8 protein-coding genes and 1 tRNA gene are annotated in these 13877 nt (G+C 59.8%); 2 read left to right on the top strand and 7 right to left on the bottom strand.

Annotation, left to right across the window (positions count from 1 at the left end; all coding sequences use genetic code 11):
* Positions 1-3: 3 nt before the first annotated feature.
* From ccoN to GC125_RS16600, 7 genes are all read right to left on the bottom strand, one after another.
* Positions 4-1641, bottom strand: coding sequence for a cytochrome-c oxidase, cbb3-type subunit I (gene ccoN / locus GC125_RS16625; protein WP_502706109.1), 1638 nt, complete (start codon positions 1639-1641; stop codon positions 4-6).
* A 14-nt stretch (positions 1642-1655) separates the two neighbouring features.
* On the bottom strand, positions 1656-2150 hold the full coding sequence (locus tag GC125_RS16620; protein ID WP_286165546.1) for a hypothetical protein: 495 nt from the start codon (positions 2148-2150) through the stop codon (positions 1656-1658).
* A gap of 1958 nt (positions 2151-4108) precedes the next feature.
* Positions 4109-6088 (bottom strand): AAA family ATPase, encoded by a 1980-nt coding sequence (locus GC125_RS16615; protein ID WP_199864622.1) that lies wholly within the window; start codon positions 6086-6088, stop codon positions 4109-4111.
* Positions 6085-6294, bottom strand: a complete 210-nt coding sequence (locus GC125_RS20090; protein WP_199864621.1) for a hypothetical protein — start codon at positions 6292-6294, stop codon at positions 6085-6087. The genes GC125_RS16615 and GC125_RS20090 overlap by 4 nt, the downstream gene beginning before the upstream one ends.
* A 322-nt stretch (positions 6295-6616) precedes the next feature.
* Positions 6617-7576, bottom strand: coding sequence for a hypothetical protein (locus GC125_RS16610; RefSeq protein WP_151986667.1), 960 nt, complete (start codon positions 7574-7576; stop codon positions 6617-6619).
* Positions 7577-8220: 644 nt separating this feature from the next.
* On the bottom strand, positions 8221-10395 hold the full coding sequence (locus GC125_RS20085; RefSeq protein WP_199864620.1) for a tyrosine-type recombinase/integrase: 2175 nt from the start codon (positions 10393-10395) through the stop codon (positions 8221-8223).
* Between the two features lie 270 nt (positions 10396-10665).
* A tRNA-Gln gene (locus GC125_RS16600) sits at positions 10666-10739 on the bottom strand.
* A gap of 304 nt (positions 10740-11043) precedes the next feature.
* Here GC125_RS16600 and GC125_RS16595 point away from each other — a divergent pair.
* Both GC125_RS16595 and GC125_RS16590 read left to right on the top strand, forming a co-directional pair.
* A complete protein-coding gene (locus GC125_RS16595; RefSeq protein ID WP_151986666.1) occupies positions 11044-13020 on the top strand; it encodes a Ppx/GppA phosphatase family protein in 1977 nt (658 codons plus the stop codon).
* Positions 13017-13733: an RlmE family RNA methyltransferase gene (locus GC125_RS16590; RefSeq protein ID WP_151986665.1), complete on the top strand. Its 717-nt coding sequence runs from the start codon at positions 13017-13019 to the stop codon at positions 13731-13733. The genes GC125_RS16595 and GC125_RS16590 overlap by 4 nt, the downstream gene beginning before the upstream one ends.
* Positions 13734-13877: the final 144 nt, after the last annotated feature.

Genomic DNA, 13877 nt, shown 5'->3' with positions numbered 1-13877 from the left:
CGGTCATTCTCCGGGCACTACAGCAGCAACGGGTTCATCCGCGGCCCGGTGCGTCGCCTCCGGAATGGCGCGCACCGTCATCCACATATTGTAGCAACCGACGATCGCGCCGATGAGGAAGAGGAGCCCGCCGAAAGCACGTGCAATGTAGTAGGGGTACATGGCGACCAGTGAATCGACGAAGGAATAGGCGAGCGCGCCGTCTTCCGTATAAGTCCGCCACATCAGCCCCTGAATGATCCCGGAATTCCACATCGCGAAGACGTAGATCAGTGTGCCGGCAATCGAGAGCCAGAAATGGACCTCGACCAGCCCCGCCGAATACATCCGCTCGCGCTTCCACAAGCGCGGCACCAGCGTATAAAACGAGCCGAAGGTGATCAGCGCCACCCAGCCGAGGGCGCCCGCATGGACGTGGCCGACGGTCCAATCGGTGTAGTGACTAAGCGCGTTAACCGGTCGGATGGCGAGAAAAGAACCCTCGAAGGTGGATATGCCGTAGAACACCGCCGCCGCCATCATAAAGCGTAGCGTCGCGTCATCGCGTACCCGGTGCCAGGCGCCATTGAGCGTCAGGAGCGCATTACCGGCGGAAGCCCATGACGGCACGAGCAACATAACGGAGAAGGTCATGCCGAGCGTCTGCACCCAATGCGGCAACGCCGTGTAATGCAAATGGTGCGAACCCGCCCACATGTAGAAGAAGGTGATGCCCCAGAAGCTGAGGATCGACAGGCGGTAGGAGAAGATCGGCCGCTCGGCTCGCACCGGCAGATAATAATAAAGCATGCCAAGAAAGCCCGCCGTCAGGAAGAACGCCACCGCGTTGTGGCCGTACCACCACTGAACCATCGCATCCTGGACGCCGGGCCAGACCGTGTAGCTCTTCGCGTGGCCCCACGAGACCGGCAGCGCCAGATTATTGACGATGTGCAGGATCGCCACGACCACGATAAAGGCCATGAAGTACCAGTTGGCTACATAAATGTGCGGCTCGCGGCGCCTCGCTATCGTGCGCAGATAAAGCACGAAGTAGGTAACCCAGACGATGACAAGCCAGAGGTCCGCATACCATTCGGCCTCGGCATATTCCTTCGATTGGGTGATGCCGAGTAGATAGCCGGAGACGGCGAGAAGGCAGAATAGGTTGTATCCGAGGAGCACGAACCAGGGGCTGACCTGACCAGCAAGCCGCGCCCGCGAGGTGCGCTGGACGACATGAAAGGAAGTCGCAATCAGCGCATTCCCGCCGAAACCGAAGATAACGCCGGTCGTGTGCGTCGGGCGCAGCCTGCCAAAGGTTGACCAGCCATTGTCGAATTGGAGATCTGGCCATGCGAGCTGTGCCGCGACCCAGACCCCCATGAACATTCCGAAAACAGCCCATGCCATGGCGAGCGCGATGCCTGCCTTGATCGGATCATCGTAGTAGGATGCTTCGCGGTCTTCGGTTGGCTCGGACAGTTCGAGACGCAACATAAGCAGGAAGCCCAGACATCCAGCAAAGAGCAGGATCAGAAGCCCGTGCCAGCCAACGACATCATGGCGGCCGGCAAGGCCGAGGGCGGCGCCTGCCAATGCTGTCACACCACAGATAGCGAGCGCCGCTTCGCGCTCGCCCAATGTCAGTTGGCCAATCATGCGGTCCGTCACGTTCATGCTGTCACCCGGCTGCGGTACGAAGCTGATGGATCTGCGGGTTGTCTGATCGCTCCCAAGATAGCCATGGCCGCGATCGTAGCCAGAAGCAGCGCTTTGGTGGCTTCGAGCCAGACATAGATCGCGTGGTGCACGCTCGACGGCTGCGGCGATCCAGCGATAGCTGCTGTCATGCGCTCATCGAGCATAGGCAGCAAATAGAGCGCCTGGAAGAGCACGATCAGGCCGGCGATCAAGGTTGCGCCTGCGATCGTTTTTGAAGGCTTTGCGATAAAGACGTTGAGCAAGAGAAGCGCGGCCATCACCCATTCGATTTTGGAGAACAGGGAGAAGGTCACTCGCCCGACATCAAGCGCCACAGGCAGGGTCAGGGTCGGCGCGGCGAACTTGGCCGGCGTGGCGATGAAGGAGACGCCGAGCAGCAGCCCCAGCCACAGAATGGCAACGCTCGATATTGAAAGATGGAAGGGGCGCCTGGAAGTGTCCGGCATTCTATTCTCCGAGGGAGACGCTTAGGAGGCCAATCGTGCTGTTTGGTAGTTGCTACGGTACGATAAATTTTGCGCTGGATCAAAAAACGCAGGCTATCAGTGCATGACGATAAGCTAGCACAACCGGCAGAGGTCCTTGATAACAATACGGCTCGTCCGGTGCGCCTCGATCAGACCCCGCATTTCAGCTGAGATCCGGCACGGCTGACGATCCGCATCATGCCCAAATTGTCGGCGATCTCACGGCGCGACATACTGATTTGCGGCCAACTCGACCTGGCCTGCCGGCAGTTTCTCCCGGCAACGAAGGCCGCAGTATTTGGCCAGGAACCAATAAGGCAGAGCATCTCGACCCGAAGACGATCTACGACGAACTGGTCGGCTGTTGATCAAGGCCCCTGATTACGATTGGGCGCTTAGCTGCCACCGAGGCTTGGTTAAAAAAAGCTTTGGCTGAGCGACGCACTTTGCCTCCTTACTCAGTTGAGGCATTTCTAATCCAACCAAAGCACAGCCCAGCGGGAAGCTTATGCGCGTCAACAGAAAACGTCGGTCTCGACCATCCCTTTCGAAGGTGTGGCAGGCGCTGAAGATGGGTCGTCTGGCAGGGCCATATCCTCGAAAGAAGGCGCAGGAGCTCAGAATCGTCAATCTGCCATCGAGGTATCAGTACTTTTTGCTTCGTTTCATTAGCAAACAGTCACCGAAATACGGCTTGGCGAGTGCCGTTCGGCCGTGTTCCAGGAGTTCTCGTCATGTGGGCAGTCCACCCTTGCCAATGTTGACATGGGGGCAGACGGAAATTGGAGTGCGCCGATCATGGCAGGCACGTGCGGTTCGGCAGTGGTGGGAGCTGAAAGCGGTCGCGATCAGGATGAGTGGGTTTATCATTGGCAAGCACGAGGGGCGGGATGCCCCTGCAAAAATGGTGTGTCGAAAATTCCATCGGCGCAATGCCGAGGGCCATCGATTTGGATCAGGGACTGCGCTTGCCGGAAACCGTGAAGGACCCTCGCGGTGCTGCAACAGCCACTCACAGCAAACGGCGTCCATTCCGTGAATCGGTTTTGTCGAAGCTGGAATCAAAAATATCGACAGCAATACAAATCGTAAAAAATCAGATCGATGTGTCTGAATGTGCCCGCAAATCGAAATGCCTTCCGGCGAGAAAGCCTGAGCGAGCTGCTGTCGTCGGTCGGCTCAGGCCGCGAGCGACCAAAAATGGCTTTCGGTCCCAAGAGCCGTGATCCTCAGGAGGTGAATATTCGGCCGTGATGTCAACACCGACGCCGTTAGGCGAATCCGTCGGTCAGCCTGTAAACGGCGTTCATCGAAGAATCACCAAAGTCACGTTGTGAATCATCGCTGTCGGGAGCTGCAACAGCCGGTATCCCGTCACTGACGTCCTGGCTCGGGCATGTCGGTTGGATGTTGGGCGAAACTGACCATCCAGACGAACGAACGGATACACATGCCCTTCGTCCGAACGGACTTGCTTGGCTTCCTTCGGGCAGCTTCCCGCCGCACGTCAATGCCGGGGCATGAGCAAACGCCGTTCGCGTATGAATCGGATTTGTCGCAAAGAGAATCGCGGATATCGATCTTTGAATCGCCGAAGCACGCATTGAGAAGATGTGCGGAGACATCACCTCAACTGATCCTGCCCCGCACCCAAATCGAAACGCCTTCATAGCCATGCTGTGTGGGACAAGCCTTCGCGTTAGTAGAGGCATCGGGCAGGGACCGACGTGTCGGATAAAGGCCCCTCGGCAAAGGTCGGTTGTGCCTTCATGTCAACATTTCGCATTCTTGCGGTCGACTTTGCCGGGCCTGTAAACGCCGTTCATCCATGAATCAAAAATCTCAAGGCGCTGCCTATGGACAGGGCGGCGAGGAGCAACCAAAGAGCTGTGATCTGCTGTCGATGCCTTACTCCTCGGGTCTCAATCATGGCGCGTTTACAGCTTTAATCGCCGCCCTTCGGTTTCCGGCCTTCCGTTGCCGATGATGAGTGGCCTCACTTCATGACCTTGCATCGATCCACGGCGGATCAGATGCCTTGCGATCGACTCCACGGACTGCCGATCACCAGCGATCAAATCTGTTGCGGTCTTCAGGCTGGTCTTCAGGACGGCATCCACGCGCTCTTTGAGTTTGAGATCGGAGCGACGAAGTCTATCCAAAGAGAACGCGTCTTGTGCGTCATGGAAGACCAAAGATGGCCCAAATCCCAGACACGCTTCCATCATCGTTGCGAGATCGGTCGCCCGATGCAAATCGCTGCCGGGCACGGCTCCCGCGCCGTCGGCATGCTCGCCATAAACCACAGTCTCCGCAGCGATGCCCGCCATCAGAATGGTGACCTCTTCCATGTAACTTGTACGCGATCGTCGCTTCAGCGGCTGCTGCTGAATTGTAACATGGCCGCCTAGCCCAGCATGTTCGCGACTGATGGTGCGGTTGATCTCAATCAACTCGACGCCGCGTCCGAGTGCAGACGCTACCACGGCATGTCCGGCTTCATGGATTGCCATGACCTCAACGAGATCGTCAGGCACCGCGATCTCTTCGGGAAGCTCCGCCATGAAGTCATCCAGCATCACGGCCCGGCGCTTTTTGCGCGCGCGCCTCCTTGCTCGGCGACAGAGCGCTTCAAGGTCAGCCCCCGACCAGCCATCGGTCACGGACGCGATCTTCTCGACGACGTCATCGGCCAAGGCATCTGGCTGATGAACACGCAAAATCCCTCGTCTCGCAGTCTCATCAGGGAGCGGGATGTCGATCTGCCGATCTAGCCGTCCGGAGCGCAGAAGTGCCGGGTCGATCCCCTCGGACTGGTTGCAGGCTCCGACGATGATGACGCCCTCGCGATCGTCGAGCCCATCGATGCACTCCAACAGACCATTGACGACCTGAATCGAGTAACTCGCGTGATGATCACTGAACCGAGCTCGATCACCGATCGAGTCAAACTCGTCGATGAACAGAATGCTGGGCGCGTTCTTGCGGGCTTCCGCAAAGTCTTTGCGCATTGCTTTCAGAAGGTCGCCCAAATGCCCGGTCGCTTGCCACCGAGCCACGGACGCCGCGACGAGATGGGCTTCGCAGCTCTTTGCCAATGCCGCGGCAAAGGTCGTTTTGCCTGTTCCTGGTGGTCCGCACAAAAGCACGCCTCGATCGACATCAGCCCAAGCGAGCTCTCCGGCTTTCCAGGCCGCCAGGTCCGATGCGAGGTCGAGGCCCCATGTCTGCGCGGGGCCGTAGCCAGAGAGTTCCTGAAGCGTCATCGAGCGTGGCTGCCGTGATGATGCTCTGGGTTCCTTTGACCGAGCCTCTTTCGCATCGTCCTCCGCGATGGCCGCTTCGACCTCATCGATGATCTCGCTGACTGATCCACGCCGACCCGTGGCAAGCGCGACGAGATCGATCGGCAGGCGTGAGATGTGGTCGATTTCTGAATTTGTCGCGGTAAGACCGAGACAGACTTTCAGCGCCGCCCGCCAGTGAGCGGGCGTCGGAGGATGCATTTGGAGGACAGCATCAAAACCAAGACGGCACCTGTGGGGGATAAAATCGAGGCTATGCGTCAGCAGCAGATACCTCGGCATCTCCATCAGCCGGACGGGCAGATCCTCAAGCCAAATAGACGACGTCTCTGTATCCACCGGGTCGACATCATACTCATAGAGGTCCTTTAAATCGGCCTTGCATTCAGACAGCACCCGCCTCGCAGAGCTGGCCAGTGCTTTGGGCTCAAAGGTCGGCGGCACGAGCAGGATGAACCTTCCCGGTTGGCCGGAGCGGAAAGCCGCTTCATTGCGAAGGGCGCGGACGATCATGGCGCGGCGCAGGAATCGCGCAAGGCTCATGAAGCTCTTGTGCTCTTGCCGTTGCGACTGCTCGGTGATGCGTCGAGGAAACGTTCCGTAAACTTTCATGCTGCACCTCCGATCGCACTGTTGGTGGTCGGCTTGAGCCGGATGCGTCCATCTGGACCGGTGATGTGCAGAAGCGCACGGCTGTAAATGTGCCTGAGGACGAGAAGTGCTGCACGGTCGCCCGCCAGCCCGCATTGCCCCAACTGCATCAGGATGACATTGGGAACAAAACCTGGGCGGAAATTGCCCATCCGTGCAAATTGCATCGCGAGTCCGATGAGTACGGCTGAATCTGACAGCTCAGAAATGCAAGGCGCATTCAGAGCTGCGGGATACGCTTGCCTGACGACCTGATCGCCAGATTCGCCACGTGGGCACGGCGATCCAGTGGATGACCGAGAAGAGGCTTGCCGAACGGGATGGGAATGGCGTTCATCGGACCCGTCTCCGGAGGCTGTTCTGACAGGATGGTTGATAGATTTTGGCATGACAAAACTCCGCTGCTGCCGCTGCTCGCTCGGGGCGCGGCGCAGTTCAAAGGATGATGAGAGGATGATTAGCGGAGGGCAGGGGGCGAGCCCCTGCGCCTCAGTCGCTGACGCTGACTGGGTGCAGTCGCGCGAGACCGACCGGGGCCATGGTCGCGGCCCGACGGCGTGATGATATTCGGGCCTTGCCGTCACCAGGATCGTCTTCGTCATCCACATCGGTGAATGTGGCGTCGCCGGAGGCCAAATCTGAACCGATCCTCTGCCCAAACTGCAACAGGCTGAAAGTGCCGACAGCAATCTCTCTTAAAAGCGCGTCGACCGCCGCACGATAGACAACGCGGCATTGCTGCAGATCAGCCGCGAGGCCTGGCATGCCGAGCAAAGCATCCAAATGACAGAGACCAAAAATGCCGTCCCCGTACGAAGAGCGACTGTCAGCCAGATCAAGGATGGCGATCTCGGTACGGGTCACCATGGTTCGCTGGTGTTCGGTGTAGAGGATCTGCGGCGCGACCAACGCTGCGGCCAACATCCTGTTCTTCAATTGATTGAGCTGCCTTTTGCCGGAGTAAGACGAGAGAGACCGTTTGACGTCGACAATGATCGCGCGGCTGGTCGCTCTCTCGATGACGATCAGGTCGGGACGATAATGACGCGTCGCGCGTCGATCTGGGTCCACAGCCAAGCTCGACAACGAGGACCACTCGTTCAGCGCCAGCATCCGCTCGGCGTCGTCGAGCACGGGTAGATCAATGCCGCTATCGAGCACTTTGAACCGAGCTTCAGAGGATACCTTCTCGCGGAGAAGCTGTTCGAGCATCCGTCCTTCAGCTGCCGCGACTTGCGCGGCCAAGGCGATGAGGCCAGCCGACTGCCAGTGCGCATCGCCGCTCGCGGAATAGCAGGATCGAAGCTGCCGAATGGCATCGTCGACGACCAGTTGATGCTGTGGGTCGATTGTATGTGACGACACGGTCGATGACGGCGTTGAAAAGGAAGCTTGGTTTGCGGACGCGGCAAGGCGCACGCCATTGGATAATGACATGATGAATTCCATCCTGGGAATTGGCGCATCAGACGCAAGGCAAGTGCAAGTCAAGCTGCGTCAGCTCCGGCGCAGGGGAAGCGCTGGAAGAGGCGATGCGACTGATCAGCAACCTGGGCGACGGGATGCAGAAAATGAACTGAGGTGAAGGAACAGTTGCGGCCGGGTCTAAAGCGGACGACTGGCTATGCCGAGGTCGCGCAAGTTAGGCGACGCAGCGGCGCTATCGGCGAACCCACACGGTTGTGGGTGCTCGTTCTCAGTTCTAGGCAGGACGGGGAAATCTGGATAGTGATGTTCATAGCCTGTTGGACCTTCTACGGAGGTTGGCGGGTCAGGCCTTCGTCCGTGTTGCAAGCACGGGCGGAGGCCGTCTCTCACGATGAGAGACATTTAGATTATGCGATAGATCTGAAAAATCAAGGCGATAACGCTCTTCTGCATATTCTCTTGCCCGAATGGTTAACAGCACGAAGATCTTGTTGGAGCGAATCGAGGTTTGATTGATTTCCAGGCTCTCGCTTCACTGCCACACTGACCATTGTGCTTCGTTCGAGAGCGGTATTTATAGTGATGACACCCTCCGATAGAGGCTCCATCCGTCACCGTCACCGTCACCCTTAACTGTCTGATGGTTGCATTCCCGGGAGATCGATCTAAATGGCGGCGTCCATCTTTCTGGGAACGCGCCCAATCCGCGGCCTTACTGAACCGTCTTCAACCCAAGGGGCAAGCCGCACTGGCATAGGGTCAAGGTGAGCCGTCACATTCGGCAAGTTGGCGAGAAGTTTCCGCTGCAGCTGAATTTCTTGTGGGGCCGTGTAACGGGTCGACGTCTCGGTGTCACCCATTCGTCCAGACAGTTCATCAATCTGCTCGGTCGACACGCCCGACTGTTTTAGCATGTTGGCAAAGCCATGCCGCAGGGCATGGATTGCTCGATCCCATCGGTGCTCATCAAGCGTTACGGCCAGAAAAGCCTGGAAATCCTTGTAAAATGCATCACCCTGATTGTTGGTCATGGACGCGCTGCGCAGATCGGGGAACAGCAGGTCAGAGCCGGTCTGCACGATGGCGGCACGATAGTCGAGGAACCCGAGCCGGATGACCTCATCCGGCAGAGGCATGGCCCGATGCGTTTGAGTGTTCTTCAGTCCGCGGTATTTGTTCGGGCGGATATGCATGATCCAGCCATCTGTCGGATCATGTTCGATATCGTCCGTCATGAGATACGCCAGTTCGCTGCGACGCGCGCCGAGATAAATGTAGAGCATCGGCAGCCAGTACATGCTGTCATGGAAGACCAGCGGCCCCGCCGTTACACGGGCGTCGCCCATGTAAGCGCTGCATCCGGTGTAAAGTGGCGACTGAAAGATCGGAATAAGATCATCTGCTCTGACCTTGACCGTCTTGAACCGATTCTCTCCCTTCTTCGGCTTTGGAGGACGAAGACCTCGGAAGGTCATCTTGGTCAGCCGATATCCATAGCCGTGAAGCCCCTCAAGCAAGTGCTTAATGTTGCCAAAATGCTTGCGGATGGTGTTTGCGTGCAGGCCCACGAGCTTTTTTGTGCCGGCTTCCGCCGCACTTTTCTCCTCGGCTTTGCGAATTAGGATGGCACCTTCCTGACGCAGGTCAGGAGCGGACATCTGCTTCATGCGCGGGCTCTTACCCCAGTGAATCGGGATTGAGTTGAGGTGATCTCTGTAAGCGCCAAGATGTCGTTGCCTGATCTCTCCACTATCGGCAACGCTATGCTCCACGAGGATTGAGGAGAAGAGATTGACAGCCGCACGGAAGTCGGCGGCGGTCTCTTTGGTCCAGTGCTCGCGTCGATTGGCAATAATCTTCTCAACGAAGCCGTCGAACTCGGCAATCGGCAGAGCGGACTCCCTGTGTTCTGCGCCGTCGAGACGAAGATCACTGGTTGTATCCTCGAAGAACGATGGGTCCCACTCATCCTCCGGCGCGGTGTCCACGAACGGGACTGGTGCGGTTGCGGCCGTCTCTCCATGGCTCACTGGGCTCTGTGATCCAGTCTCTTCACCCACGCCAATTGCCGGTCTGTCGTCGCCAACAATTGCGGGCGTTGGGTCGGTCGCTGCGACAGCGTCGATCGGTCCAGTCACCCTTTCGATCTGCCCGGCGTCGGGCTCTGATCCCGACGAGTTTCCGTCAACCTCGGGACCACAGGCGAGAGCGGCGTTGTCACCGAAACGCCCAAGCGATGGGGTCTCCTCAAATGAATCCAAAGCGCGCTTGATGAGATCGGCGGGGCTTTCGTGCGGCAGGGCGTATCGTGACGCGAAGTCCATCAACGCGTCGGCGCGGCCCTTGAGATAGGCGACCTTGGCACGTTCGCGGTTCGGAGCCGTGTCTTCGATTTGATGGCTGTTCAGCGCCGCCGACATTTCCCGATCAAACGCTTTGGCTTGGTATCCACGACGATCGCTATTGAAATTGGCCTTTATCTCGTCGATGACACCTTTGTGCGCGATCCCTTCCGCCTTCAGATAATTGAGGGCAGGGCAATCGTCCTCAAATGTGAGGTCGTGCCTAAAGCCGAAATGCTCCATCAGTCGAAATGACCAGCCAGCGACGACATCATGTGCGATGTCGTCGCTATCTCGAACTCGGCCTGACCGGCGAGCAACCATCGCCGCGTCATCCAGGTACTCGGCCATGCGATCCCGTTCCGCTTGGCAAAAGGCTGCAAGTTTTTCCTTGGTCGTGGTCATGGCATCCGGCGTCTGGGCAAGTGTCGCGAGCAACGTATTCAGGCGGCGGGCCATAAGTCCGGCTTTTTGATGATCTGAGACCAACAGGCTCATCGACAATCGCTGGCCGAGTCCGATGCGCCTGAATGCGCTTGGAACGCGAGCTCTCCAATAAAAGACATTGCCGCGGCGGGTCAAATTTTCAACGCGATGTCGCACGGTTCTGCCGCTTAAGAGCGTTGCAGACCCCGATTTGCTTGCATGCACAGCTTTGCTGTGCAGACCGGTTTTGGGCATCAGTGACGGGCCTCAGTCTTGGGCCGCAGGCTCAAGCGGCGGTTGAGGATCGTCGAAGCGGGATAAAAATGAACGAAAACGGGACGTTGGCTGGGGAACCTGGATTCGAACCAGGACTAACGGAGTCAGAGTCCGTGGGTCTACCGTTAACCTATTCCCCAAAGCCGAGGAAGCGCGAGCGCTTTCGAAACACCGGTTGCAATCGTGTGAAGGTCGGCTCGGTAAGGCCGTCTGCCGCTGTTTCGAGGCCGCGTTGTAGCATATTCGACCTGTCGATCAAGACCCTGTTGGAAGCCTCCTGGCAGAATTCGGGCGGACGGTTCGGCGGCGGTGCCCGTGGACGGGTCGCGCTGGTCTAATGCGTTGTGACCAAGCTCTGCCAGGCCATTGATGGAGGCGGTGCGCCGGGGAGGGGTCAAAAAGCATTTTGTCAAATGCGTTCCGGCTGATAGGCTTTGCCCAACGATGACAGACGAGCGCTTTTCGCGGTGGCGCATTCCTGCTGCCGCCCGCGACGCGCCGACAGGAACTGACGTGAAGAACCCCGAAAGCGGCACCGATGTGCCGGCAAGAGGGGCGCCAGACGAGGATCGCGGAAAACGCCATGCGCCAACCGGCCAACCGTCCAGCCGAACCGGAAAAAACCGCTCAAAGAGCGGCCGTTCCGATCGCGGCCCGACTGGTTCGGCATCGGCTGGCCAGGCGCCGACAGGTGATGCTCTAGCGTCCGGCCAGGCCTCGCGCCTGGACGGCGAAACGCGCCCGGATACGATCGCTGCCGATACGCTCGGCGACGCCGCCCGCGCCAAGGACGGCAAGAGGCGCCGCCGGCGGCGCCGCAAAGGCGGAACTGCGACCGCCCACACGCAATCGAGCCATGCCGAATCAGCCAATGGCGGCAATGCCGTGTTGATTTCAGCACAGCGATCAGAACGCGATGCCGGGCATCACACGGAGAACCGGGGCCCGATCGCCGATGGGTCATCCGATGGTCAGGTGCTCGATACCGGCGAGGGCCGAGCGGACGCTGCCTCGCGCGCCGGAAAGGAGCAGCGCGGCGGGGATCACCGCCCGGGCGATCATAGGCCTGGAGACCATCATCCCGGTGCAACGCGCTCGAAATCACGCAAACGCCGTCAACGCGCCAAGCGCGCCAAGACGATGCGCTCCGGGGGATGTGTCGGGGGAGTCGTCGCTTCCGTCGTGGCCGACGCAAATGGCAGGACTGGTTCTACCGCGAACATCGCAGCCCGGCCTGTTGACGCTAGCGTCGCTGAGCGTTCCTTGGCCGCGGCGCATGCCATCGGAAACGACACCATGGCGGCCTCTGCGAAAGCCGACGCCGACGAGCGGCGCAACGCGGCCGCGGCACCGCTCTATGCTGCGCTCGATCTTGGAACGAACAATTGCCGCCTCCTGGTCGCCTCGCCGACCCGGCCGGGCCAGTTCCGCGTGGTCGATGCCTTCTCGCGCATCGTGCGGCTTGGCGAGGGCCTGGCCGCATCGGGCCGCCTTTCGGACCGGGCCATGGACCGGGCCGTGGATGCCCTGAAGGTCTGCGCTTCGAAACTGGCCGATAAACCCATCCGCAAGGCGCGCCTGATTGCAACGGAAGCCTGCCGCGCGGCCGAGAACGGCGCTGAGTTTCTGCAGCGGGTCCAGCGCGAGACGGGTCTCGAACTCGAAATCGTCGACCGCGAGACCGAAGCGCGGCTTGCCGTGTCCGGCTGCTCGTCGCTCGTCGAGCAGGGAACGGATTCGGTCGTGCTCTTCGACATCGGCGGCGGGTCGTCCGAGATCGCGGTGATCGATCTGCCGCGTGAGAGGTCCGGCCGGCTGGCCAACCACATTCGCGCATGGACATCGTTGCCGGTGGGCGTCGTCACCTTGTCGGAACGCTTCGGCGGCCGCGACGTAACGCCGGACACGTTCGAAGCAATGGTCGCCGACGTGGAGGTCATGCTGTCGTCCTTCCTGGCGCCCGACCTTCCGGGCATGGGCGGTGGCGCCGGCGGCAATTTCCACCTGATCGGCACGTCGGGGACGGTGACGACGCTCGCCGGCGTCCATCTCGGCTTGCCGCGCTACGACCGACGGCGCGTGGACGGACTTTGGCTGACCAGCGAAGAGGTCGATCGCATGCTCGACCGGATCCTCTCCTGGGATTTCGACCAGCGTTCGGCGAACCCCTGCATAGGCGCCGACCGCGCCGATCTGGTATTGGCGGGTTGCGCGATCCTGCAGGGCATTCGCCGCCGTTGGCCGGCCGAACGCCTGCGCGTGGCCGATCGCGGCCTGCGTGAAGGACTGCTGACCGACATGATGGCGGCCGATGGCGTCTGGCGGCGGCGCCGGTCGCGCTTTCCGGCCACCGACCGAAACCGATCGCGCTTCGATGGGCGCAGCGAACAAGGCCGCAAGGGCGGGGAGGGCACGAGTTGACGGGGCCGATTAAGAGCGGGCGCAAGCTCGGCCAGAAGGTCAAGAAGGGCAAGCTCAAGGCATCGTCGCGGCGATGGATCGAGCGGCACATCAACGATCCCTATGTGCAACGGGCGCAGCTCGAAGGCTATCGCTCGCGCGCGGCCTACAAGCTTCTGGAGATCGACGAGAAGCACAAGATCCTGAAGGGCGCCCATCGCATCATCGATCTGGGGGCCGCACCGGGTGGCTGGTCGCAGATCGCCGCCAAGGTGACCGGGTCGCTGGACGATTCGCCACGCGTCGCTGCCATCGACTTCCTGGAGATGGACACGATCCCCGGCGTGCACATCCTGCTGATGGATTTCCTGGATGATGACGCGCCTGCCAAACTGGTCGAGGCCTGCGGCGGCCAGCCGGATGTCGTGATTTCCGACATGGCTGCGCCGACGACAGGCCACAAGCGAACGGACCATCTGCGCACCATGCATCTCAGTGAGGCTGCCGCCCATTTCGCGGTCGATGTCCTGCGGCCCGGCGGGCATTTTCTGGCAAAGACTTTTCAAGGTGGCACCGGCCACGATCTGCTGACGATGCTGAAAAAGAATTTCCGCAGCGTCATCCACATCAAGCCGCCGTCGTCCAGGCAGGAATCGGTCGAGATGTTCGTGCTGGCCAAGGGCTTCAAGGGCCGCGTGGAAGAGGAAATCACCGAGGACGCGGAAGAAGCTTGATCCTCACGATGCCGTGAGGTGAGGTACCATGGGGAGTCTCGGCAATTGTCATCCCGGCTTGCTGTGCCAGTTTAGCCGCTGTCGACATTTGCCATGAAACGCGTCGGGGCGGTCGAGGCCCTGACCATCAAAAATCCCGGGAGA

Source organism: Rhizobium sp. EC-SD404, from assembly GCF_902498825.1.
GTDB lineage: Bacteria > Pseudomonadota > Alphaproteobacteria > Rhizobiales > Rhizobiaceae > Georhizobium.
Note: the sequence above shows the minus strand (reverse complement) of the source record. Positions and strands in the feature narration are given on the sequence as shown.